This is a genomic window from Bacillus sp. FJAT-47783 (genome assembly GCF_022808615.1).
GTDB lineage: Bacteria > Bacillota > Bacilli > Bacillales > Aeribacillaceae > Bacillus_BZ.
Genome location: NZ_JAKZKS010000026.1, coordinates 1 through 23,990, shown reverse-complemented (window position 1 = coordinate 23,990; position 23,990 = coordinate 1). Strand labels below are relative to the sequence as shown.

Here is a 23,990-nt window from a genome sequence, read left to right as displayed (position 1 = left end):
ATTTTGTTATAATCTTTACTTGTGAGTAATTGTATAAAATTACTCCTTGCCCAATAGGGCCGTTTAGACCAAAAGGAGGTGCAGAAGGATGAGAAAATACGAAATTATGTACATCATCCGCCCAAACATTGAAGAAGAGGCGAAAAAAGCGTTAGTTGAACGTTTTAACGGCATCTTAACGGAAAATGGTGCGGAGATTACGGAAGTAAAAGAGTGGGGTAAGCGTCGTCTTGCTTACGAAATCAACGATTTCCGTGAAGGTTTCTACATGATTTTAAACGTTACTTCTAATAATGAAGCGATTGATGAGTTCAGCCGCTTAGCAAGAATTAACGAAGACATTTTACGTCATCTAGTAATTAAAGAAGAAGAGTAATTCGTTTTGATATAAATGTATTTTTGATGGTAAAATCATCTCAAAAGTGTTTTTAGGAGTGGTTCTGATATGATGAATCGTGTCGTACTAGTAGGTCGGCTAACGAAGGATCCTGAGCTTCGCTATACGCCAAGTGGTGTAGCTGTTGCGACATTTACGCTTGCTGTAAATCGTACATTTACGAATCAGCAAGGGGAACGTGAAGCAGACTTCATTAACTGTGTCGTATGGAGACGACCAGCAGAAAACGTAGCAAACTTCTTGAAAAAGGGTAGCCTTGCTGGTGTTGATGGTCGCTTGCAATCACGCAGCTATGAAGATCAAACAGGAAGACGTGTATATGTGACCGAAGTAGTTGCTGATAGTGTTCAGTTTTTAGAACCTAGAAATGCTTCTGGTGGTTCAGGAGGAAATAATCCAAACTACTACGGTGGTAACCAAGGCAATCCTAGTGGAAATGCGAACCCATTTGGTGGCGGTGCTCCAGATCAAAATCGTAACAATAAGGGCCACACAAGCTTTGATGATGATCCGTTTGCCAATGATGGACAAACAATTGACATATCAGATGATGATTTGCCATTTTAAACAAAGTGTTCGGTTTATTGATTGAAAAAGGAGGGAATTGAAATGGCAGGAGGACGTAGAGGTCGTGGTAAGCGTCGTAAAGTGTGTTTCTTTACGGCTAACGGTATCACACATATTGACTACAAAGATGTAGATTTATTAAAGAAATTTATCTCTGAGCGTGGTAAAATTTTACCTCGTCGTGTGACAGGTACAAACGCAAAATATCAACGTAAATTAACGATAGCCATTAAACGTGCACGTCAAATGGCTTTACTTCCTTACGTATCAGAAGAAAAATAAGATCATAAAAGGCAGTGAGGTTACAGATCCTTACTGCTTTTTTGTATTATCAGAATTTATATCATTTTGATAAAGGATTTAAAGATTAATGAAGGCTTCGGTATCTAGCTTCAAGTGCTAGCCGACTTTTCTTATATTATCAATACATAAGCAATGATTAATCTCCACACTGAAATGAAGACTACATTATTCGTCTAAGCGATTGCGTGAATAAGATGAACAATTTAAAATAGGAATAAGAAATAAGGTGGTGTAGTTTTGAAACAGACACGTTTAATAACAGATGCAGCTATTCTTCTCGCAATTTACACTGTTTTATTGGCTATTACGATATACGTTCCAATCATTGAAGTTGTGGCGTTTTTCTTTTTGTCCACGCCTTTTATTCTTTTTGTCTACCGGCATAATATAAAAACTGCATGGTTTATGTTAGCGGGCGCGTTAATTGCATCCTTCCTGCTTAATCCGGTTTTAGCACTTCCAGCTACAATAATGTGTGGACTCGCAGGTACTTCAATGGGGTATTTTTATAAAAAACAACAACCGTTAATGGCTCTTTCGTTTGGGACACTTTCATTTTTAGTAGGCACCCTTCTGACGTATATTGGGTCTATTGTATTGTTTGATTTAAATTTATTTACTGTTATAGCAGATGAAATGAAGCGTTCATTACAAGAACAGGTAAATATACTATCTTCTTTCGGGCAAGGAGTTCCTAAAGAAGCAATCGATCAAATGCTGAATCAATTTGACTTACTAAGTATGGTACTTCCTACTGTTATTGTCATTTTTTCTTTTATCCTTGCTATATTGACACATATTGCAAATCGACCTATATTAACGCGGTTAAAGCTAGAATATAAACCATTAAAACCGTTTAGAGAGTGGCAATTACCAAAAAGTATTATTTGGTATTACTTAGTTGTTATCTTGGTGCAATTTATGAATATAGAGAAAGGCTCTTTTTTATTTGTTGCAGTCATTAATGTTGCAATTGTTTTGCAGCTGCTATTATTAGTTCAAGGTTTATCGTTTATCTTTTACTACAGCTATTTGAAAAATCAGTCGAAATGGCTTCCAACGATTGCGGTCGTTATTGCCATAATTGCATATCCTGTGCAAGAATTCATTCGAATTTTAGGTATAATAGATTTAGGGTTTGATTTGCGTGGCAAGCTTAAAAGGTGATGCAGTGTGAATGTTTTTTAGGAGCTGAACATTATGCCGAATTTTTTTGAAAAACCGATATTTAGGATGCCAGTCTATGCCATCATTGCCGTAACGGTCTTAGCTGTACTGCTGCTTTGGATTTATCACTGGGTAATTGGACTCGTCTTTACCGTATTATTCGGTGTTGTTTTATTTTTTCTTATTAGAGCAGATCATCAAGCTAAAAAAGAGTTCGAAACCTATATTTCTACATTGTCGTATCGTGTCAAGAAGGTTGGCGAAGAGGCATTAATGGAAATGCCAATTGGAATCATGTTAGTCAACGACCAATATTACATAGAATGGTCGAACCCTTATTTGGCATCATGTTTTGCTGAAGATACACTTGTTGGCCGCTCCTTATACGATTTAGCGGAATCCCTTATCCCGCTCTTTAAACAAGAGATCGATTCAGAATATATAACATTACAAGATCAAATGTTTAAAGTCATTATTAAAAGGGAAGAACGGCTTTTGTACTTTTTTGATGTGACAAAGCAAAAAGAGATTGAGAAACAGTATAAAAATGAACGAACGGTATTAGCGTTTATCTTTCTGGATAATTATGATGAAATTACACAAGGGATGGATGATCAAACAAGAAGTAACTTAAACAGTGAAGTCACTTCCTTACTTAATCAATGGGCAATGGAACACAGTATTTTTCTCAAGCGAATTTCATCTGAACGTTTTTTGGCTGTATTAAATGAACATATTTTAGCTCAACTTGAAAAGACAAAGTTTTCTATATTAGATGAGGTTCGTGAAAAAGCAACCGTCCAAAATGTTTCGTTAACATTAAGTATAGGGATTGGTACGAGTGTATCTGAGTTACCTGAGCTTGGGGACTTAGCACAATCGAGCTTGGATTTAGCTTTAGGTAGAGGTGGAGATCAAGTTGCCATTAAACAACCGAACGGAAAGGTTAAATTTTACGGAGGGAAGACAAACCCCGTTGAAAAACGGACACGTGTACGTGCGCGCGTCATTTCTCATGCTTTAAAGGAAATCATTCTTGAAAGCGATAAAGTGATCATTATGGGGCATAAATATCCTGATATGGATGCAATAGGTTCCTCAATCGGTGTGTTAAAGGTTGCACAAGTAAATGGAAAAGAAGGCTTTATCGTTTTAAATCAGGATGAACTAGATACAGGTGTGAAACGCCTCATGGCAGAAGTGAAGAAACACTCGGAATTATCTTCGCGTTTTATTACACCAGAAGAAGCGCTAGAAATTGCAACAGATGATACACTTCTAGTAGTATTAGATACACATAAACCTTCACTTGTCATTGAAGAGCGGTTGCTAAGCAAAATTGATAATGTAGTCGTTATTGATCATCATCGCAGAGGAGAGGAATTTATTAAAGATCCTCTACTTGTTTATATGGAGCCGTATGCTTCCTCGACAGCAGAGTTAGTGACAGAGCTTCTAGAATATCAGCCAAAACGTTTATCAATGGATATGATTGAGGCAACGGCCCTACTTGCTGGAATTATTGTAGACACGAAAAGCTTTACGTTTCGAACAGGTTCGAGAACATTTGATGCAGCATCTTACCTTCGGGCGAAGGGAGCAGATACGATTCTTGTACAGAAGTTTTTAAAAGAGGATATCGATTTGTATGTCAAGCGTTCTAAGCTTATCCAAACAACCAACATCTTTGAAAATGGAATTGCCATTGCAAAGGCAGATTCGGCTGAAGAGGAATGGTTTGATCAAGTCATTATTGCTCAAGCTGCAGACACGTTACTAACGATGCGTAACGTATTAGCATCGTTTGTGATCGCTAAGCGTGATGAAGAGACTGTTGCCATTAGTGCTCGCTCACTTGGAGATATTAATGTTCAATTAATTATGGAGGCTCTCGATGGCGGCGGGCATTTAACGAATGCTGCCACACAACTAATCGATATTACCCTTAATGAAGCAGAAGAACGGTTAATGCAAGCCATCAATGAATATTTAGAAGGGGGAAATGAAGAATGAAGGTTATTTTTTTAAAAGATGTAAAAGGAAAAGGGAAAAAAGGCGAAGTTAAAAATGTTGCAGACGGATATGCTCAAAACTTTTTAATTAAACAAGGATTAGCCATTGAAGCGAACAATGCGAATATGAAGAAACTAGAAGCGCAGAAAAAGAAAGAGGAAAAAGAAGCGGCAGAAGAATTAGCTCAAGCAAAGCAATTAAAGGAAACACTTGAGTCCATTACAGTTGAATTAAAAGCAAAAGCTGGTGATGGCGGTCGTTTATTCGGTTCTGTAACAAGTAAACAAATTGCTGAAGAACTCAAGAAATCCCATCAAATTAAATTAGACAAACGGAAAATCGAATTGCCAGATGCGATTCGAGCACTTGGTTATACAAACGTTCCAGTTAAATTACATTCAGACGTATCAGCTACATTAAAAGTACATGTATCCGAACAGTAATCGAGCATAGATTTACCATAAAAAGACAGTGTGGAAAGAAATACTTGTTGAAATCAAATGACAATCCTTTATACTCAAAACAGACGGAGCTTATTTTTAGCTCCGCTTTTTTCAATTTTTTATTGTTCAAATCGTATATAATAGTCATAGGATATGATTTTAATAGATAAGGATAAATGAAGGTGGTGATCTTCATGAATGATCTTGTAACCGATCGAATTCCACCCCAAAATATCGAAGCGGAACAAGCGGTGTTAGGTGCAATATTTATTGAACCTCAAGCGTTAACCCTAGCTTCTGAAGTGTTAATTCCAGACGATTTTTATCGAGCAGCCCACCAAAGAATTTTTAACACGATGCTCAAATTAGCAGACAAAGGTGAACCGGTAGACTTAGTGACGGTCACAAAGGATTTAGCGGATGCTAAAATACTTGAAGAAATTGGTGGAGTTTCCTATTTAAGTGATTTGGCAAATTCCGTACCGACGGCAGCAAATATTGAATATTATGCTAAAATCGTTGAAGAAAAATCGATATTACGTAGATTGATTCGAACAGCCTCAAACATTGCCCAAGAAGGGTACAATCGTGAAGATGAGGTTGATAGTTTACTAGATGAAGCAGAGAAGCACATTATGGAAGTGGCACAGCGAAAAAATACAGGTGCCTTCCAAAATATTAAAGATGTTTTAGTAAAAACGTATGACAATATTGAGTTACTCCATCATCGAAAAGGTGAAATTACCGGAATTCCAACAGGTTTTTCGGATTTGGATCGAATGACGGCTGGATTTCAACGAAATGACTTGATTATTGTAGCCGCTCGTCCTTCGGTTGGTAAGACTGCTTTCGCTTTAAATATTGCCCAAAATGTCGCGACAAAAACAGATGAAAATGTCGCCATTTTTAGTTTGGAGATGGGTGCAGATCAATTAGTGATGCGTATGCTTTGTTCAGAAGGTAATATTAATGCCCAAAACTTACGTACCGGTAATTTAACACCTGAAGACTGGGGAAAATTAACGATGGCAATGGGGAGTCTATCAAACGCCGGGATTTTTATCGATGATACACCGGGTATTAAAGTAAGTGAGATACGAGCGAAATGCCGTCGTTTAAAGCAGGAAAGCGGACTTGGGATGATATTGATTGACTACTTACAGCTTATTCAAGGTAGTGGGCGAAATAAAGAAAATCGACAACAAGAAGTATCAGAAATTTCTCGTTCCTTAAAAGCGTTGGCTCGTGAGCTAGAAGTACCGGTTATTGCACTATCCCAGCTTTCTCGTGGTGTTGAACAACGTCAAGATAAGCGCCCGATGATGTCAGATATTCGTGAATCAGGAAGTATTGAACAGGATGCCGATATTGTCGCCTTTTTATACCGTGATGATTACTACGATAAGGAATCGGAAAATAAAAACATTATTGAGATCATTATTGCGAAACAGCGTAACGGACCAGTGGGAACGGTTCAACTTGCTTTTGTAAAAGAATATAATAAGTTTGTAAACTTAGAAAGACGATTTGATGATGCTGAAGTTCCACCAGGGGCTTAAGAACGGCCTTAACATTTGTTAGGGCCGTTCTTTTTTTATATGGAATATTTTTATTTTCTATCCAAAAAATAAAGGGAAAGACCATGTTAGTATGTTTTTTAAAGATAAGAAAGCATAAAACTTTGCACAGCGTTTTTTGTGTCTAGTGCAAGCCGCCTCGCCCCTCGAGTTAAAAACGTGACGCCTTAATGGTAAAAAGCGCCTTTTTGTCGTAAGAACATTTTTTTCTGAGGCTGATCAGGCGCTTGTGCTTTTCTTGTGTAACACGAACAAAAAATATATGAAATATTATTAACGTTCGTATTTGATTGACTTTCTTTCTTACAATTGGTAAAATGATTTTGTTTGTGGATAAAACGGATTTATGATGTTTAGCGGAGGTGCACATCGATGTCATCAGTAGTTGTTGTAGGTACGCAATGGGGAGATGAAGGAAAAGGAAAAATTACCGACTTTTTGTCTCAACATGCGGAAGTTATTGCACGTTATCAAGGTGGAAATAATGCTGGTCATACGATTAAATTTAATGGCGAAACATATAAACTACACTTAATTCCATCTGGAATCTTTTTTAATGAAAAAATAAGTGTAATTGGTAACGGAATGGTTGTTGACCCGAAGGCTTTAGTAAAAGAATTAAACGGATTACATGAACGTGGAATTAAAACAGACAATCTTCGCATTAGTAACCGTGCCCATGTTATCTTACCGTACCATTTAAAATTAGACGCTGTTGAAGAAGAGCGTAAAGGTGATAACAAAATCGGTACAACGAAAAAAGGAATCGGACCTGCTTATATGGATAAAGCGGCTCGGATCGGAATTCGTATCGCGGACCTTCTTGACCGCGAAGTGTTTGAAGAAAAATTAAAACGAAATCTTGAAGAGAAAAACCGCCTATTCGAAAAAATGTACGAAGTAGAAGGTTTCAAATTAGAAGACATTTTAGACGAATATTATGAGTACGGACAACAAATTAAACAATATGTTTGCGATACATCTGTTGTATTAAATGATGCGTTAGACGAAGGACGTCGTGTATTATTTGAAGGTGCTCAAGGTGTTATGCTAGACATCGACCAAGGAACATACCCGTTCGTTACGTCATCAAACCCGGTAGCAGGGGGCGTAACAATTGGTTCTGGTGTTGGTCCTTCAAAGATTAATCATGTAGTCGGTGTATCAAAAGCATACACAACACGTGTTGGTGATGGACCGTTCCCAACAGAACTTCATGATGAAATTGGTGATCAAATTCGTGAAGTTGGTCGTGAATATGGAACGACAACAGGACGTCCACGTCGCGTCGGCTGGTTTGATAGTGTTGTTGTGCGTCATGCTCGCCGCGTAAGTGGAATTACCGATTTATCGTTAAATTCCATCGATGTTTTAACAGGGATTGAAACATTAAAAATTTGTGTAGCATACAAATACAAAGGCGAAATTATGAACGAGTTCCCAGCAAGTTTAAAAGTGCTAGCTGAATGTGAGCCTGTTTATGAAGAAATGCCAGGATGGACAGAAGATATTACAGGTGTTAAAAGCTTAGATGAGCTTCCTGAAAATGCCCGTCACTATGTTGAACGAATTTCCCAACTGACAGGAATTCCATTATCTATTTTCTCAGTTGGACCAGATCGTTCCCAAACAAATGTCGTTCGCAACGTATATCGTGCGAAGTAGTGGAACAGAAGAGGGAAGGGGGATATCCCTTCCTTCTTTATTTAAAGTTTGTTGTTTTTAATGATGGCGAGCTACCGTTGTTTGTTTCATATACCGTAAATTTCGTAAATAGTTGTAAGGAGAAAATGCGTAATAGATAGAGTTGTGCAATAACGCTATTTGAGGTGCAAAAAGAGACAAAGTGATGCAATTAAGGGTTTTGTCATGCAATAATCGTGATTGATGTGCAATTATTTCTAAATTCGTGCAATTATATCACTGATTCGTGCAATTAATATGAAAACTCGTGCAAAAAGCTCTTAAACAGGTGCAATTATCCTATATGATTAAAGTGTTTTCCTCTAAAGTTTATAAAAAATGAATGGCCAATATCAATTTTAAAAGAAAAATAGGAATTTTTACTGTAAATTACGAAATAATAAGCGATCATTCATCAGAAAAGTTTCTAATTTAACAAATTCATTTCGAACCTTTTAATCGTTAATCTTTTTCGATAAAAACAAAAAAATATTTTTTATAAAAAAACACTTGCTTTCATAGTCTGATGATGATAATATAAAAAACGTCCTGTTTGAAAGAATAAAATATGAGCCATTAGCTCATTTGGTAGAGAACGATCCAGTAAGCTACAGAGCGATACATCAGCGCACAAATCGAGCTGCTTCTTGAGTAAACTTTCTGAGATTTGGGTGTCTAAAACAAGTAAGAAAACAAAGTGACTATTACTCACGAAAAATTATGAGCCATTAGCTCAGTTGGTAGAGCATCTGACTTTTAATCAGAGGGTCGGAGGTTCGAGTCCTCCATGGCTCACCATTATGGCCCGTTGGTCAAGTGGTTAAGACACCGCCCTTTCACGGCGGTAACACGGGTTCGAATCCCGTACGGGTCATTTATTTACATACATAGTCCCTTTCGTGAACGTCTTTATCCAGGAGGTCCCGTGGTGTAGCGGTTAACATGCCTGCCTGTCACGCAGGAGATCGCGGGTTCGATTCCCGTCGGGACCGCCATTATAGTTTTAAGATGGATCCGTAGTTCAGTCGGTAGAGTACACGATCGAATAAGCTACGAAGGGATACATCAGCGCACAAATCGAGCTGCTGCTTGAATAAGCTTCCTGAGATTGGGGCGAAGGATTGCAAGAAGTAAAACATGTACTATTGTTAATTTTATAATATGGCTCGGTAGCTCAGTCGGTAGAGCAAAGGACTGAAAATCCTTGTGTCGGCGGTTCGATTCCGTCCCGAGCCACTTTTTTCATACATGGTCTATAACGACCATGTATTTTTATTTCCGTTATCCTATCTACTACAAGCTTCATCTCCTTATCTTTTCTTAAATGAGCTTTAATGACCCCGTTATAGCTGTATGAGTGCTTACGTGAAAAAAATACAAAATCCCCCTTAAAATGACATCAATTATACAATCATGTTACAAAATACAATTTAACTATGAAACTATTCTGTAAATATGATAAATTATTAAAGTGTCATAAAAAGTTTGTCGAAAATAGAACTTTTTTCTTAACCAGTATAGGAGGAACTTGTCGTGTTTCGGAGGAAAAAGAGATTCGTTAATAATAGGTGGAAGAAAACACTAGTAGGTATGGCGTTTGCTGCAATGTGTATTGTAGGGGCAAATAGTGCATCTGCTAATGATAAACAAATAGGTAAGATTTATCATATTTATTTAGATGGTCAATACATAGGTGCTGTAGACAATAAAAATGTGATTGAAGAAATATCAGAAGAGAAAATTAAACATGAACAAAAAAATTATAAAGATATGCCATTAGCAGTTGAAGATCTTGTTATTGTACCAGAGAAAACATTTCGCCCGACAGCGAATAACGAGAAAACATCAAATATGTTAAAGCAAGAACTTCAAGTGGTAGTGGCTTCAACAGCTATCGTTATTGATGATGAGTCTGTTGCTCATTTTGCCAATAAAGAGGATGCAGAAAAGGCTCTTGCACTTTATAAACAAAAATTTGTTTCGGAGGAAGCATTAGCTCAAATAGAGAGCCAAAAGAAAAGCGAAGAACCTTTACCTGCTATCCAAAAAGGTGAGTCCCGTATAATAGACGTTTCTTTATCGAAAGAAGTTTCATTTTCTGAAGAAAAAATTTCACCAGAAAATATATTAACAGTCGAAGAGGGTGTGAAACTTTTAGAAAAAGGTTCACTAGTAGAAAAAACGTATAAAGTAAAAGAAAATGATGTTTTAGGCGGAATTGCTTCAAGTCACAATATGAAGGTAGATCAACTATTAGCTCTTAATCCCGGAATGGATGAAGAATCGATCATTCGTCCCGGAGATGAATTAAAAGTTGAAGCCCCTCAACCGTTTTTTAAAGTGATCGTGCAAGAAGAATCGCTAATCGAAGAAAGGATCCCCTATAAAACCGAAATAGTAAAAGACGATTCATTACCTAAAGGGGAAACGAGAATTAAACAAGAAGGCCAAGAGGGCATGAAGCTTCGTCATTTTGTTGTCTTGAAAGAGAATGGGAAGCAAGTGAAAGTTGAAACAAAAAGTGATGAAGTGGTGAAAGAACCAACTTCAAAAATTGTTGTAAAAGGAACAAAGGTTATTCCTTCACGTGGTACAGGTAGCTTAGCATGGCCTACCGTAGGCGGTTATGTATCAAGCAAAATGGGAACACGTTGGGGAAAAATGCATAAAGGGATTGATATTGCTCGCCCATCTAACAAGACGATAAAAGCAGCGGATAACGGAAAAGTTGTTTCTGCTGGGTTTAGCGGCGGATATGGAAATAAAGTCGTTATTGATCATAATAATGGAATGAGAACAGTATACGCCCACTTAAGCTCGATTTCTGTCTCTGTCGGACAAACGGTGTCACGTGGACAGAAAATTGGTGTAATGGGCTCTACTGGTAACTCAACGGGCGTTCACTTACACTTTGAAGTATACGTGAACGGAAGCCTCCGCAATCCTCTAGACTATTTTTAATAGGGAATAAAACCTCTAGCGAAAAAGCTGGAGGTTTTTGTATAGGAATTACTTTATAATTTTACCGATTTTATTACAATAAAACATGAATAAACATTTTCATTTGTTAGGAAAAGATGATGAAATGGTAGTAAACGTGGTAAAGTAAAAATAATAGACAAAAAAAGGAGAGAAGGTCTATGGAAAATCGAAAAGTATTGGTTGTAGATGATGAAAAACCAATTGCAGATATATTAGAGTTTAATTTAAAAAAAGAAGGTTACGAAGTCGTATGCGTCTATGATGGAAATGATGCGATTCAGATAGTAGAGGAATTTCACCCAGATTTAGTATTACTCGATATTATGTTACCAGGAAAAGATGGAATGGAAGTTTGTCGCGAAATTCGAAAAAAGTATGAAATGCCGATTATTATGCTTACAGCAAAAGATTCGGAAATCGATAAAGTTCTTGGACTTGAACTAGGTGCTGATGATTATGTCACGAAACCTTTTAGTACGAGAGAGTTGTTAGCAAGGGTTAAAGCAAACCTACGTAGACAACAAGCAATCGCTTCTCAAGATGCGATTTCGGAGCAAACGGAGATTCAAATTGGTTCACTTACGATCCATCCAGATGCGTACGTTGTGTCCAAACGAGGTGAAACCATTGAGCTCACTCACCGTGAATTCGAACTATTACATTATTTAGCTAAACATATCGGTCAAGTGATGACACGAGAGCATTTGCTCCAAACCGTTTGGGGATATGATTATTTTGGAGATGTACGAACAGTTGATGTGACCGTTAGGAGACTGCGTGAAAAAATAGAAGACAATCCGAGCCACCCGACTTGGATTGTAACAAGAAGAGGAGTCGGTTACTACTTACGCAATCCTGAACAGGAGTAGTTTATATGAATAATCAAAAAGTAACATTTTTTCGTTCCATTCATTTTAAGCTCGTTATCATTTACGTTTTACTGATTATTCTCGGTATGCAAATTATTGGTGTCTATTTTGGTCGGGCATTAGAAACGCGGTTAATTGAGAATTTCACATCGTCTCTTTCGCAAAGAATTGACTTAATGGCCTATAACATTGAACAGGCGATCGTAAAGGCGGAAGAAGACGCGTCTATTAAAGTAAGCGATGAAATTTCATCTGTTTTAAAAGATTACAAGGGAGATGAAATTAGGGAAATTCTCGTCGTTGATAAAGAGGCAAGAATTATTGGAACATCAGACTTTAACGAAGATATTATTGGAAAAAGAACAACTGAAAACATGATTACACGAGCGCTCGTTGTCGGGTCAACGAATGAAAATATTAAAATTGACCGGGAAACGAACCACCGAATGTACGTTATTTCAACACCGATCGTGACCGATTTTAAAGGGGAAACGATCGGTGCTATATACGTTATTGCTTCAATGGAGGAAGTGTTTTCTTTAGTTCGAACCATCAATACGATTCTTGCAACGGGTACAGGTATATCTCTCCTCATTACGGTTATTCTAGGAATCTTTTTGGCGAGGACGATTACACGTCCACTTTCCGATATGAGAAAACAAGCAGCAGAGCTAGCGAAGGGGAACTTCTCTCGTACGGTTAAAATATACGGAGAAGATGAAATTGGTCAGCTAGCAACAGCGTTTAACCACTTAACGAAAGAAATTGAAGAAGCACAGGAAACAACAGAAGGTGAACGAAGAAAGCTTGCCTCTGTTATTGCACATATGACCGAGGGAGTTATTGCAACAGATGCGAAAGGTCAAGTGATCCTTGTAAATACACCAGCAACCAAAATGTTTAACGTTTCACGTGAAACAGCATTAAAAACAAACTTAGTACAATTGCTGCAAATTGAAGAAGAATTTACGTTCGAGGAGCTGCTCGACCAACAAGAACCATTAATTTTAGAGGTTCGTACGAAGGAAAGACCGTATATTTTACGTGTTAACTTTTCCCCGATTCAAAAAGAAGAAGGGGTGACAAATGGTTTAATTGCTGTTGTTTATGATATTACAGAACAAGAACGTATTGAACAAGAGCGTCGCGAATTTGTAGCTAATGTATCACACGAATTAAGAACACCGTTAACGACGATGCGAAGTTATTTAGAAGCATTAGCTGATGGAGCTTGGAAAGATGAAGAAATTGCTCCTAAGTTTTTACAGGTCACACAAAATGAAACGGAACGAATGATACGACTTGTGAATGATTTATTAAAGCTTTCAAAATTAGATGCCAAAGACTATCAATTAAATAAAGAGTGGGTGCATTTCATCGACTTTTTCGAAAATATTATTGACCGGTTTGAAATGTCAAAAGAGCAACATGTAACATTTGTTCGTAACTTACCTAAAAAGGATCTTTATGTCGACATTGATTCAGATAAAATTACCCAAGTGTTAGACAATATTATATCCAATGCTCTTAAGTACTCACCTGAAGGCGGCCGAGTGACATTTACCGTTAAAGAACAAGAAGGATATTTGCAAATTAGTGTGAAGGATGAAGGAATGGGAGTTCCCGAAAAAAGTGTTTCAAAAATCTTTGAACGATTTTATCGTGTCGATAAAGCACGATCACGACAAATGGGGGGAACTGGTTTAGGACTAGCCATTGCGAAAGAAGTGGTGGAGGCACATCAAGGTAAAATATGGGCTGAAAGTAAAGAAGGAAAAGGAACGACAATTTATTTTACGCTGCCGTATGATCCGAATCAAGAGGATGAGTGGGAATGAAACTGGAAGGAATTAAATCAATTGTATTAACGATATTAGTTTGTATTAGTATATTTTTCACGTGGAACATTTGGACGTACCAACCACACTTCAGTGAAATTCCGAGTAAACAATTTGTTGAAAACAACCCGTTAAGCAATGTGACGAAAAAAATATATGAGGTTATCTTTCCTGAACAGTTACTTGTTCAGCATAATGGTGAATATTACGGAACGTATGATGAAGAACTGTTATCAAAGCTTTGGAAAGAAATGAGAAAATGGGAGCTAACAGAATTTCGAAATATTTCTAATCGAATCGAAAAAAACCACGGATTTGATCATTGGCTCAACGGTCGTCATGACAATGATTCATTTATGACCTTCGCATTTAGTGATACGATTCCCATAACGGCCTTAGCAACGGTTACAGATTGGGCGGAAAAGGATTCGATTAGTATGGAATTTGATCGAATTATTATCCCGTTTTCCAACAACGCTTCGACTCAATCCATATATTTTGTAGATGTGCAGTCACAATATGTTGTTCAAGCGGAAGTTGCAACAGCATTAAGTGAAACGTGGAAAGTCGTTTTTGAATCAGCAAAAAATGATTTTAACCGATTTGTCGTATGGGAAGATCGCTTTTATTTACCAGAAGAATCATTAAAAATGGTCGGTGAGCAATATATAACTAAATTATTAAGAGGTGAACAGTTTAAAAACGCTCTATTTAGTAACCCTAGCTATGTAAAAAAAGATGTCAGTGGATCTGAATTTGTCTATACAGACAGTGCTCGTCAGCTAGTTATTGATCAAGCACAAGCAAAAGTGTTATACGTCAATCCGACGATTGATCAGTCTTTAACTTCGGAAAAGGGAAAATTATTGTTACAAAGTATTGATTTTGTTAACAGTCACGGTGGTTGGATATCCGGTTATAACGACTATAAGTATTTTTCAACAGATCAAGAACAAAAGGTATACTTTCGATTAACCGTTAACAACTTCCCTGTCTTTGCTTTTACCGATAGCCATTATACAATTACGTCCATCATCCAAAGCTGGGGAAATTCAGACATCGCCTTATATCAGCGACCACTGTTTTATTTAGATGACTTTATTCGAGAAGAAAAAGTAAACCTCCCTAAAGCGAGTGAAGTCATTGCGGCCATTGAAAGGGACGCAAGCTTAAAAGTGGAGGAAATTGAACGAATTTTTCCTGCATACGACATCCAAGTTTCAACAAGACAAGACATTATTTACTTACAGCCTGTTTGGGCACTAGAACTGACAAATGGCAAGTATCACATGTTAAATATGGATCAATCAAAATTAGGAGGGGAAGCGGATGGATTGGAGTAAGACGAAGACCATATTCATTATCGCCTTCCTCATTCTTGATGTGTTTTTAGCATTTCAATATATGGAGAAGATGAAAAGCAATAAATATGATATGATCACGCAAACAACGATTGAAGAGCAATTGAAAGCCGAGGACATTCAATACGACGAAGACAAATTGCCAAGCGAGACGATTAAAGGTTCATACATTACAGCAAAGAGCAAGCAATTTACAGAGGAAGAAATTAATAAGCTACAAAATCAAGAAGTGATGTTGCCAGATGAAGATCAGATAAAGCCAGTTACAAAGCTGCGGATGAGCTTTATTCATCCTATTTCATTACCTGAATCGAATATTGATAATAAGCTCAATCAAATTGTAACAACACAAATCATTGAAGGATCACAATATCGCTTTTGGCGATATGATGAAAAAGCAAAACAGGTCATTTATTTACAGGAATACGATGGACGTGTTATTTTTCAGGATGAAAATGATGGAATTGGAATGATTGTTTTTTATTTAAATGATGAACGGGAAGTTATCTCATATCGTCAGACGCTCCTAGAGGAAATAAAAGAATTAGAAAATAAAGAAGAAGTGTATACAGCTATTCAAGCATTAAAAGTGTTGTATGATAAAAATGATTTAAAATCAAAAAGTACGGTTACGGACGTAGAATATGGTTATTATACGCAAATTCCATTATCCGAGCAGCAAATATTAGCACCAACTTGGCATATTATTGTGAACGAAAAAGAGCATTATTACGTCAATGCGTTGGAAGGACAAGTCATTAAACCAGAAAAAACGAATTTGGAGTGAAGGATATGAGCTTGCAATTTAGTGTACTCGCAAGCGGTAGTACAGGTAATGCAGTTTATGTAGAAGGAAATGACCATTCTTTTTTAGTAGATGCAGGTTTAAGCGGCAAGCAGATGGAAAAGCTTTTTGCTGAAATCAATCGCGATATCAAATCACTTAGTGCCATTTTTGTCACCCATGAACATAGTGATCATATAAAAGGACTTGGCGTCTTAGCTAGAAAATATAAAATACCTGTGTTTGCCAATGAAAAAACGTGGCACGCAATGGAAGGCTCGATCGGTGAAGTTAATCTCGAGCAAAAGTTTTCATTTGAAACAGGAACGGTGAAATCGTTTGGGAGCATCGATGTTGAATCGTTTGGTGTCTCCCATGATGCGGCTGAGCCGATGTTTTTTGTTTTTCATCATGAAGGAAAGAAGCTGACCCTTATTACGGATACTGGTTATGTAAGTGATCGGATGAAAGGGGTTATTCGTGGATCGGATGCGTTTATTTTTGAAAGCAACCATGATGTTGACATGCTGCGAATGGGCCGATACCCATGGAATGTTAAACGCCGCATATTAAGTGATGTCGGTCATGTTTCAAATGAAGATGCAGCACTGGCGATGGCGGATGTTATTACCGATGAGACGAAGCAAATATATTTGGCCCATTTAAGTCTAGACAACAATATGAAAGACTTAGCGAGAATGTCTGTTCAGCAAACGTTATTAAAAAAAGGATTCGTTGCAGGAGAACAATTTGAATTATATGATACAGACCCGAAAAGTCCGACGCCGCTTGTTGCTGTGTAAAGATGGTTTGAATCTTGATTTCATGGGGAAAATTAAATTTGTCACATATTTTTCCCACAATTGTTCCTTATACTATGTGATAGATGATTCAATCGAAACCTGTTGAAAGGTTTGGTCTCATTTTTCTTCTTAAAGGTGAGGTTTCGAACGAAAAGGAAGCATATTGAATGGAAATATCATATACCATCGTTTTTGGAAAGGAATGGTGAAGTCATGGGATATTATGATCAAGATTATGAAAACCAACGTCGAACGGAAAAAGGGAACCGGGGCGGCTCTATCATTGCCGGAGTTGTTGGGGCGATTTTAGGGGCGTTAATTATCGTATTTTCATTACCGGTCTTATCAAGCTTTGATCTTCTGCCGTATGACATTAACATTGGTGCGAAAGATGTGGATAAGGGAGCTGAACCTGGAGGTGAACCAGAAACGAGCGGTGATATTACAACGGTTAATGTTGACGTCAATACGGCTGTAACGAAAGCAGTTAACGAAGTATCAGATGCTGTTGTAAGTGTCATTAACATTCAACAAGCTGGATTTTGGAATCAATCAGAAACGAGTGAAGCAGGTACAGGCTCAGGTGTTATTTACAAAAAAGCAAACGGGCGGGCATATATTGTTACGAACCACCATGTCGTTGAAGGATCAAGTGAACTAGAGGTCGTATTAAGTGATGGAACAAGGGTCCCGGCAGAGCTTGTCGGTACGGATGTTTGGACAGATTTAGCTGTTTTAACGATTGATGATTCGAAAGTGAAAAAGGTGGCCGAGTTTGGGAACTCTGACAAAGTAAAAGCAGGCGAACCCGTATTAGCGATCGGTAACCCGTTAGGTCTCTTCGCTGGATCTGTTACACAAGGCATCATTTCTGGAACAGAACGAGCGGTTCCAGTAGATTTAGACCAAGACGGAAGAGCAGACTGGCAAACAGAAGTATTACAAACAGATGCAGCTATCAACCCTGGTAATAGCGGCGGTGCCTTAGTAAACTTAGAAGGTAAAGTGATTGGGATAAACTCGATGAAAATCGCTCAAAGTGCCGTTGAAGGAATTGGCCTCGCCATTCCAATTAACGACGCGATTCCTATTATTGAAAGCTTAGAAAAGTATCGAGAAGTAAAGCGACCATACATGGGAACTGGATTACAATCATTAAGTGATATACCAAGCTACTATTGGTCAGAGGCGTTAAACTTACCGAAAGACGTCGAAAATGGTGTTGTCGTCATGGAAGTTTATCCTGGCTCCCCAGGCAGCCTTGCAGGTTTAAGAGAAAAAGATGTAATCGTTGAACTAGCCGGTGAAAAAGTAACAAACATCCTCGAGCTTCGAAAAGAGCTCTACTCCCATAAAGTTGGCGATACAATTGAAGTAAAGTATTACCGAAACGGAAAACTGAAAACAACAAAACTAAGACTCGTTGAACAAGATACATTTTAATGAGCTTAGGACAGAGAGGCACTTTGCTTCTCTGTTTTTTATTTGACTAAAGGAAGCAATGAAGGGAGTGCAAAAAAAGGATATTGGTGCAATTGTTGAACATCAGGTGCAATAAGGGACTTAAATAGGCAAAAACGTTATAAGCGGCGCAATTATTTTACGATTCGTGCAATTTTTTCGTAAAGTGGTGCAAAAACGCATTCTAAAGCTTTTCGATAAAGCGATAACGTTCTATTTTTAAAATTATTAGCGATGGTTTTATGTGAAATTATGACCTCAAATAAGAAATACTTTAGTATATTTGACAAATACAATTTTAAGCTCGTAGCATAAAAGAGCGATAAACAATAAAAACTAAGTGGAGGGTGAAAAAAATGAAATCATGTGTAGAACATATTGAAGTGGTCATTGATATGTTTGTGGATGAAAACGAAATAGCCCCAAACATTCAAAAAATTGAGGATATTCACAGATTATCCACAACGTGTGATTTATGCCAAGAACCCGCAGTATATATAGTAAGTGAGTAGTTGTGAATACATAAATATAGGTGCACTATCCACACCTGTGGATAACTTATGTGTATAACTTGTTCTTAATCTGGGGATGGCATGTGAATAGACATTGTGGATGATTTCGCTGTGGATTATAGTGGGTGAGATGATTTGTCTTTACAGCTCATTGAAGCGTACATACCAAAAAAGCATTTTGAAAAAGTGGAGGAGAAGCTTCAGTCCTTCTCCCTTATTTCCTACTGGCGTGGTGATCAATCCGCTGACCGATATTTAGTCCGCCTTTTAGTGAAAACGGAGCAATCAGAGGAAATTTTAAATTATTTAGAACATGCTGCACACCTTGTTGAAGGTTTTGAAATTATGATGCTTCCGGTCTCTACCTATTTCAGGCGGGAAACCGAAGAAGATCAAAAAAAGCGAAAACAAGAAGAATCGGAAAAGAAAATGCGGATTGAACGGGCTTCCCGTCATGAGCTATTTATGCAAATGGCGTCCCAAAGTAAACTATCATGGACGTATATCATATTTGTCGTACTTTCAGCGATTGTTGTCACGATTGGTCTCATTAAAAATAGTTCAGCGATTGTCATTGGAGGAATGGTCATCGCTCCGTTACTCGGGCCGGTTATATCTTTAGCCTTTGCATCTATACTAGGAGATTTTCGTCTCGTAAGAAGAGCACTTATAACGGTTTTGTTCGGCATTATACTAGCACTCATCATTTCGATACCATTTGGCGTGTTTATCGACATTCCATTTGAAAGCCGAGAATTCATGTCGAGAACAGAAGTCGACATGATGGATGTTGTGCTTGCGCTTGCGTCAGGTGCTGCCGGTGCTTTATCGATATTAAAACGATTTCCGAGTGCACTCGTTGGGGTCATGGTCGCAGTAGCTCTATTGCCACCAACCATCGTGTTAGGCATGACGCTCGGTTCGTTTATGTGGGATGAAGCGTTTCATGCCTTTTTACTTTTAGCGATTAACGTAAACGCCGTTCTTTTGTCTGCTGTTACATTGTTTTCGTTAACAGGCATTCGCCCGGTAAAATATGAAGAAATTCAACGAGCAAACAACTCAAAAAAATTTGCTTTTATCTTTATTTCCATTATGGTCATCATTCTCTTATCCGCCATTCTTTACAGTAATCGCGTTTAACAAAGGGGAAACGTAAGATCGGAGGTTGATTACGTGAACATACAAATTATCACAATCGGAAAATTAAAAGAAAAATATTTAAAACAAGGCATAAACGAATTTTTAAAACGACTCTCACCATATGCAAAAGTCGACATCATCGAGCTCCCAGATGAAAAAGCTCCCGAAAATTTGAGCGAACAAGAAATGGAACAAGTAAAAGAAAAAGAAGGAGAACGCATCCTAGCCAAAATAAGCCCAGACACCCACGTCATCGCCCTTGCGATAGAAGGCAAAATGAAAACATCCGAAGAGCTAGCCGATTCCTTAGACAAACTCGCCACCTACGGAAAAAGCAAAATCGCCTTTGTCATCGGCGGATCACTAGGCTTAAGTAAGTCCGTAATGTCCAGGGCAAACGAAGCCCTTTCATTTAGCAAAATGACGTTCCCTCATCAGCTCATGCGGTTGATTTTACTTGAGCAGGTGTATCGGGCATTTCGGATTAATCGGGGGGAACCGTATCACAAATAGTGGTAAAACAGAGAGTGGAGATTGTAATTAATAAAAGATATTTAGATAAAATCTAATAATAGATTTGTATACAGTTTTGCTCTGGTATTACCGGAGTAAAACATACATAACAAAAAAAATGTTACAAATCAAGTAAATCTATTGACTTCCGAAGTGAAATTTATGATAATAGGGATACAAAGAAACTTGCTCGCACGTTGTGTACGACTAAGTTTTAAAATTTTAACTTGTGGATTTGCTCGCACGTTGTGTACGACTAAATCCCATACATACTAAAAGAGCATTGGTAACTAACTCACACGTTGTGTATGACTTAGGGGCTTATGCTCTTTAATAATTTATAGTCATATTTTTATAAATTCTGGGTATATTTATAATAGGTCGCACGTTGTGTACGACCTAAAAGGAGGGTTCGCACGTTGTGTGCGTTCCCTTCTTTTTATTTATACTCAAAGTATTTAATTTTACTTTGAAGAAATTGAGTATAAAACTGCACAATTTTTGCTTGATGTCTTTTTCTCGCTTGATGTCCATAGGCTTGTCTAAAATATACAGAGGTTATGAAATTAATTAGATCTGCTAATTGAATAAGATTGCAATTCGAATCATGTGATTCTTTGATTTGTAAGTCAGGGTACACCCGCTTATTGGAAGGGTTTTTTAGTGCATTATAAAAATTACTAATTTCAGCAGGCTTTCCGTCATCACATATTACAAAGGCAAAATCATCATTAGGCTTTAATTCTGTGTTAATTAGGTTTACTAATTCTTTATAGCCATTTATGTGCATTTTGTTATGATCGCTATTTCCAGTATTACTTTGATAGGTCTTCTTATCTGTTAAAGATGCAATTATCTTTATTTCTGGATCTTGAACCAAATTAAGTAAATCATCAACCACTTTAAACCTGTCAGAGTCCCCCAGATTATAATAGAAGTCCTCTCCATCAATGAATGCTTTGCCATGAATCTCGAAGTTTTTGAAGAAGGGAATGTTTTTAATCTGTTTTTCAGGAATTCCATGTACCTGTAATTTTATATCCTTCTTTAGATTATCAGAAATTTTTTGTACCTCATTATGCAGATAAATTTGTTTCTCAAGTGGAACTAGAATCCCAGCATAACATAGTACGGGTTGATTTCTTAAATCATTAAAACCATTATTGCCTGATTCATCAGTGTAAAAACCATATAGAGCCAAAGAGAATTCCCTTCTTTCATTAATAAATTATTTACTTTTATATTGATTGGTATGTAAAACCAAAAAAGGTCGTAGTAAAAATATCGTTTTTCTTATGTATCTATTCTACTATGAAAGAAGATAGAGTGGAAGGGAAAAAACAAATAAAAAATAACAAATGGTTTACTTTTTTTAAAAAAATGTAGTATTATTAAATAAAATTCATTGGTTAAATAAGGGGGAAAAGCGTGAGTATCATATCAGGTTTAAATAATAGAACTATTGAAAGTTTAGTTAAAGCCTTCACGGGAACGACAAACGATGTAGTAAATGAAATTAAACAAGAATATGGTATGGAAACAGGCAATTTTAAAAATGGAGGGGCTTGGGATATCAGATTTAGTCGTATTAAACAAGTTGCCCTTCAAAATGATTTGGTAGTGTTAACAAAAAGAAGAGGAATCTGGACGTTTATTTGTGTATTAGATACAGAAACAGGGATTTTATATGTATTTTCAAAAGAAAAAAACCTTGAAACAGTCATAAATAATCTCGGAAGAAAAACAATACACTACTTTCATGCTTTTGTCTCTCTCAATAGTGGACCAGTAGAATTAGAAAATCAACAAATGTCTCTGTTCTCAACTTTACCTGAAGAGTACGAAAATAGAAGATTGAGAGAGGTGCAAAAAATCCTTGGAGAAGATTACCCCTTAGTTAATGAAGTAGTGTTCGTAGTTGCAAAGGAAGAGGAAAAGAAAATAATAGGCGTTGAAGCAAAGTTATACAATCGATATTTTGAACCTTTAGATATTCAGGACTGGACTGCATTTGTTCCTGAAGATGAGTATGGTAATTTGTTAGTACTAGATGAAGAAATAATAGATAATACTGATACTGTAATGGTAATTCCTAAAATTAAGCAAGAAATTAAAGATAGGAAGCATCATTTTGATAAAGAAATACCTACAAAAAAAGAAGAGAAAGAAGATTTAAAAGAGGAAGACCACAGTTAATTAATCCTCATATAAGGAGGAATCTAAGTGTTAGAACGACAATTTAACGGTTATAGGTTAAGAGAAGGAAGAATATACAGAGGTTTAACAATTACTGACCTTGCGAATAAATTAGATATTAGCAAGCAAATGATTTCAAAATATGAAAATAATAAGGCTGTACCTACATTCGAAGCGCTTATACAAATAAGTAAAGCATTAAATTTTCCTAAAGAATATTTTTACGAAAACTCCATTGAGGTAATGACCGGAAATACGTACTTTCGCTCACTTCTGACCACAGGTAAAAAAGAAAGGGAAATGCAGTATGATCGTGTAAAGTACTTAACTATTATTAGGGCATTATTAGAAGAGTATGTTGATTTCCCGGAATTAGATGTTCCTGATTTCTCAGAGCGCGATACAGATAATGTGGAGGATATTGCAGAACGCTTAAGGAATTCATGGGGACTAAGTGATAAACCTATAAAGGATATAGTCTATTTGCTTGAAACAAAGGGTTTTGTTATTTCTTCACTTAATCTTGATAAAAAATCAATAGATGCCTTTGGTTCTCAACAAGAAGTAAATGGAAAACAATATTATTCAATTGTATTAGGAAATGATAAGAAATCATTCTATAGGCGTCAATTTGATGTTGCACATGAATTGGGACATAAAGTCTTGCATGATCCTTATCTGAACCTTGATGACTTAAGTAAAGAGGAATTTAAACAAATTGAACAAGAAGCCAACGACTTTGCAGCAGCGTTTCTTTTACCAAGGGAAAGTTTTTTTAGGGATGTATCAATTCACTCAAATGATTTGATGTATTATAAAACTTTAAAAAAGAAATGGTGTGTTTCAATTGGTGCAATGGTTATGCGTGCATATAAATTAGGGGCTATATCTGATGGGACATACCAATACATGCAAAGGTCTATAAGTCAGAAGGGGTGGAGAACAAAGGAACCACTTGATGATATTAAAGATATAAGAGAGCCAGTATCCATGAAGCAAGCAGTGGAATTATTAATCGAAAACAACTATATTACTGGCGATGAATTTATGTATAAACTATCTAAACATTATGGACTCAGTTTGTTTCGTGAGGAAATTGAAGAGTTGCTTGGATTAGAAAAAGGTTATCTTGAAACAGAGAGTGAACCTCAAAAGAGTAATATTGTAAGTATTAAAGACAGACTAAATTCAAAATCAAAGATAGATTAAGATTGGTTGAGAACAGGGTGGAAATTCCCTGTTCTTTTTTGTGTGCGATGGGCAGTCGTACTTAGTGTAAGCCAATTACACTGAGTGAGTTGTTAAAGGTTGGAGTACGTTACCTAAGGTAAAAACGGCTCCCGAATCCTGGAAGGCTCATTCTCTCGAAGGTGAGAGT

21 protein-coding genes and 4 tRNA genes are annotated in these 23,990 nt (G+C 37.0%); 24 read left to right on the top strand and 1 reads right to left on the bottom strand.

The window, feature by feature from the left end:
* Positions 1–88 precede the first annotated feature (88 nt).
* The 22 genes from rpsF to rlmH all read left to right on the top strand — a co-directional run bounded on the left by rpsF (position 89) and on the right by rlmH (position 20,416).
* Positions 89–376 (top strand): 30S ribosomal protein S6, encoded by a 288-nt coding sequence (rpsF, locus tag MLD65_RS15325; RefSeq protein ID WP_243292729.1) that lies wholly within the window; start codon positions 89–91, stop codon positions 374–376.
* Positions 377–445: 69 nt separating this feature from the next.
* Complete coding sequence (gene ssb / locus MLD65_RS15320; RefSeq protein WP_243292728.1) at positions 446–964, top strand: single-stranded DNA-binding protein; 519 nt, start codon at positions 446–448, stop codon at positions 962–964.
* A 42-nt stretch (positions 965–1,006) separates the two neighbouring features.
* Positions 1,007–1,246: a 30S ribosomal protein S18 gene (gene rpsR / locus MLD65_RS15315; protein WP_243292727.1), complete on the top strand. Its 240-nt coding sequence runs from the start codon at positions 1,007–1,009 to the stop codon at positions 1,244–1,246.
* A 258-nt stretch (positions 1,247–1,504) separates the two neighbouring features.
* A complete protein-coding gene (locus MLD65_RS15310) occupies positions 1,505–2,434 on the top strand; it encodes a YybS family protein (RefSeq protein WP_243292726.1) in 930 nt (309 codons plus the stop codon).
* 33 nt (positions 2,435–2,467) lie between these two features.
* Positions 2,468–4,447, top strand: coding sequence for a DHH family phosphoesterase (locus MLD65_RS15305; protein WP_243292725.1), 1,980 nt, complete (start codon positions 2,468–2,470; stop codon positions 4,445–4,447).
* Positions 4,444–4,890, top strand: a complete 447-nt coding sequence (rplI, locus tag MLD65_RS15300) for a 50S ribosomal protein L9 (protein ID WP_243292724.1) — start codon at positions 4,444–4,446, stop codon at positions 4,888–4,890. Before MLD65_RS15305 ends, rplI begins: the two co-directional genes overlap by 4 nt.
* 194 nt (positions 4,891–5,084) lie before the next feature.
* Positions 5,085–6,449 carry a replicative DNA helicase gene (gene dnaB, locus MLD65_RS15295; RefSeq protein WP_243292723.1) on the top strand — a complete coding sequence of 455 codons (1,365 nt, stop codon included), beginning with the start codon at positions 5,085–5,087 and terminating at the stop codon, positions 6,447–6,449.
* Between the two features lie 390 nt (positions 6,450–6,839).
* Positions 6,840–8,132 carry an adenylosuccinate synthase gene (locus MLD65_RS15290; protein ID WP_243292722.1) on the top strand — a complete coding sequence of 431 codons (1,293 nt, stop codon included), beginning with the start codon at positions 6,840–6,842 and terminating at the stop codon, positions 8,130–8,132.
* A gap of 740 nt (positions 8,133–8,872) precedes the next feature.
* Positions 8,873–8,948, top strand: a tRNA-Lys gene (locus tag MLD65_RS15285).
* A gap of 4 nt (positions 8,949–8,952) precedes the next feature.
* Positions 8,953–9,024: transfer RNA gene (locus MLD65_RS15280), tRNA-Glu, on the top strand.
* Between the two features lie 45 nt (positions 9,025–9,069).
* Positions 9,070–9,145, top strand: a tRNA-Asp gene (locus MLD65_RS15275).
* 168 nt (positions 9,146–9,313) lie between these two features.
* Positions 9,314–9,386: transfer RNA gene (locus tag MLD65_RS15270), tRNA-Phe, on the top strand.
* Positions 9,387–9,683: 297 nt separating this feature from the next.
* Positions 9,684–11,111 (top strand): peptidoglycan DD-metalloendopeptidase family protein, encoded by a 1,428-nt coding sequence (locus MLD65_RS15265; RefSeq protein WP_243292721.1) that lies wholly within the window; start codon positions 9,684–9,686, stop codon positions 11,109–11,111.
* Between the two features lie 179 nt (positions 11,112–11,290).
* A complete protein-coding gene (yycF, locus tag MLD65_RS15260) occupies positions 11,291–12,001 on the top strand; it encodes a response regulator YycF (protein ID WP_243292720.1) in 711 nt (236 codons plus the stop codon).
* A gap of 5 nt (positions 12,002–12,006) precedes the next feature.
* On the top strand, positions 12,007–13,839 hold the full coding sequence (gene walK / locus MLD65_RS15255) for a cell wall metabolism sensor histidine kinase WalK (protein ID WP_243292719.1): 1,833 nt from the start codon (positions 12,007–12,009) through the stop codon (positions 13,837–13,839).
* Positions 13,836–15,182: a YycH family regulatory protein gene (locus MLD65_RS15250; protein WP_243292718.1), complete on the top strand. Its 1,347-nt coding sequence runs from the start codon at positions 13,836–13,838 to the stop codon at positions 15,180–15,182. The genes walK and MLD65_RS15250 overlap by 4 nt, the downstream gene beginning before the upstream one ends.
* On the top strand, positions 15,169–15,987 hold the full coding sequence (locus MLD65_RS15245) for a two-component system regulatory protein YycI (RefSeq protein WP_243292717.1): 819 nt from the start codon (positions 15,169–15,171) through the stop codon (positions 15,985–15,987). The genes MLD65_RS15250 and MLD65_RS15245 overlap by 14 nt, the downstream gene beginning before the upstream one ends.
* Positions 15,988–15,992: 5 nt before the next feature.
* A complete protein-coding gene (locus MLD65_RS15240) occupies positions 15,993–16,787 on the top strand; it encodes an MBL fold metallo-hydrolase (RefSeq protein ID WP_243292716.1) in 795 nt (264 codons plus the stop codon).
* Between the two features lie 213 nt (positions 16,788–17,000).
* Positions 17,001–18,230 carry a S1C family serine protease gene (locus MLD65_RS15235; protein WP_243292715.1) on the top strand — a complete coding sequence of 410 codons (1,230 nt, stop codon included), beginning with the start codon at positions 17,001–17,003 and terminating at the stop codon, positions 18,228–18,230.
* A gap of 374 nt (positions 18,231–18,604) precedes the next feature.
* A complete protein-coding gene (locus MLD65_RS15230) occupies positions 18,605–18,760 on the top strand; it encodes a CxxH/CxxC protein (protein WP_243292714.1) in 156 nt (51 codons plus the stop codon).
* A 135-nt stretch (positions 18,761–18,895) separates the two neighbouring features.
* On the top strand, positions 18,896–19,903 hold the full coding sequence (locus MLD65_RS15225) for a TIGR00341 family protein (RefSeq protein ID WP_243292713.1): 1,008 nt from the start codon (positions 18,896–18,898) through the stop codon (positions 19,901–19,903).
* Positions 19,904–19,936: 33 nt separating this feature from the next.
* Complete coding sequence (rlmH, locus tag MLD65_RS15220) at positions 19,937–20,416, top strand: 23S rRNA (pseudouridine(1915)-N(3))-methyltransferase RlmH (RefSeq protein WP_243292712.1); 480 nt, start codon at positions 19,937–19,939, stop codon at positions 20,414–20,416.
* A gap of 439 nt (positions 20,417–20,855) precedes the next feature.
* Here rlmH and MLD65_RS15215 read toward each other — a convergent pair whose 3' ends face one another.
* Positions 20,856–21,617, bottom strand: a complete 762-nt coding sequence (locus MLD65_RS15215; RefSeq protein WP_243292711.1) for a DUF3800 domain-containing protein — start codon at positions 21,615–21,617, stop codon at positions 20,856–20,858.
* Between the two features lie 227 nt (positions 21,618–21,844).
* Here MLD65_RS15215 and MLD65_RS15210 point away from each other — a divergent pair, with 227 nt between their 5' ends.
* Entirely contained in the window at positions 21,845–22,612 is a 768-nt protein-coding gene (locus MLD65_RS15210) for a DUF5986 family protein (RefSeq protein ID WP_243292710.1), read from the top strand.
* A gap of 27 nt (positions 22,613–22,639) precedes the next feature.
* Positions 22,640–23,821 (top strand): helix-turn-helix domain-containing protein, encoded by a 1,182-nt coding sequence (locus MLD65_RS15205; RefSeq protein WP_243292709.1) that lies wholly within the window; start codon positions 22,640–22,642, stop codon positions 23,819–23,821.
* The last annotated feature ends 169 nt before the right edge of the window (positions 23,822–23,990 follow it).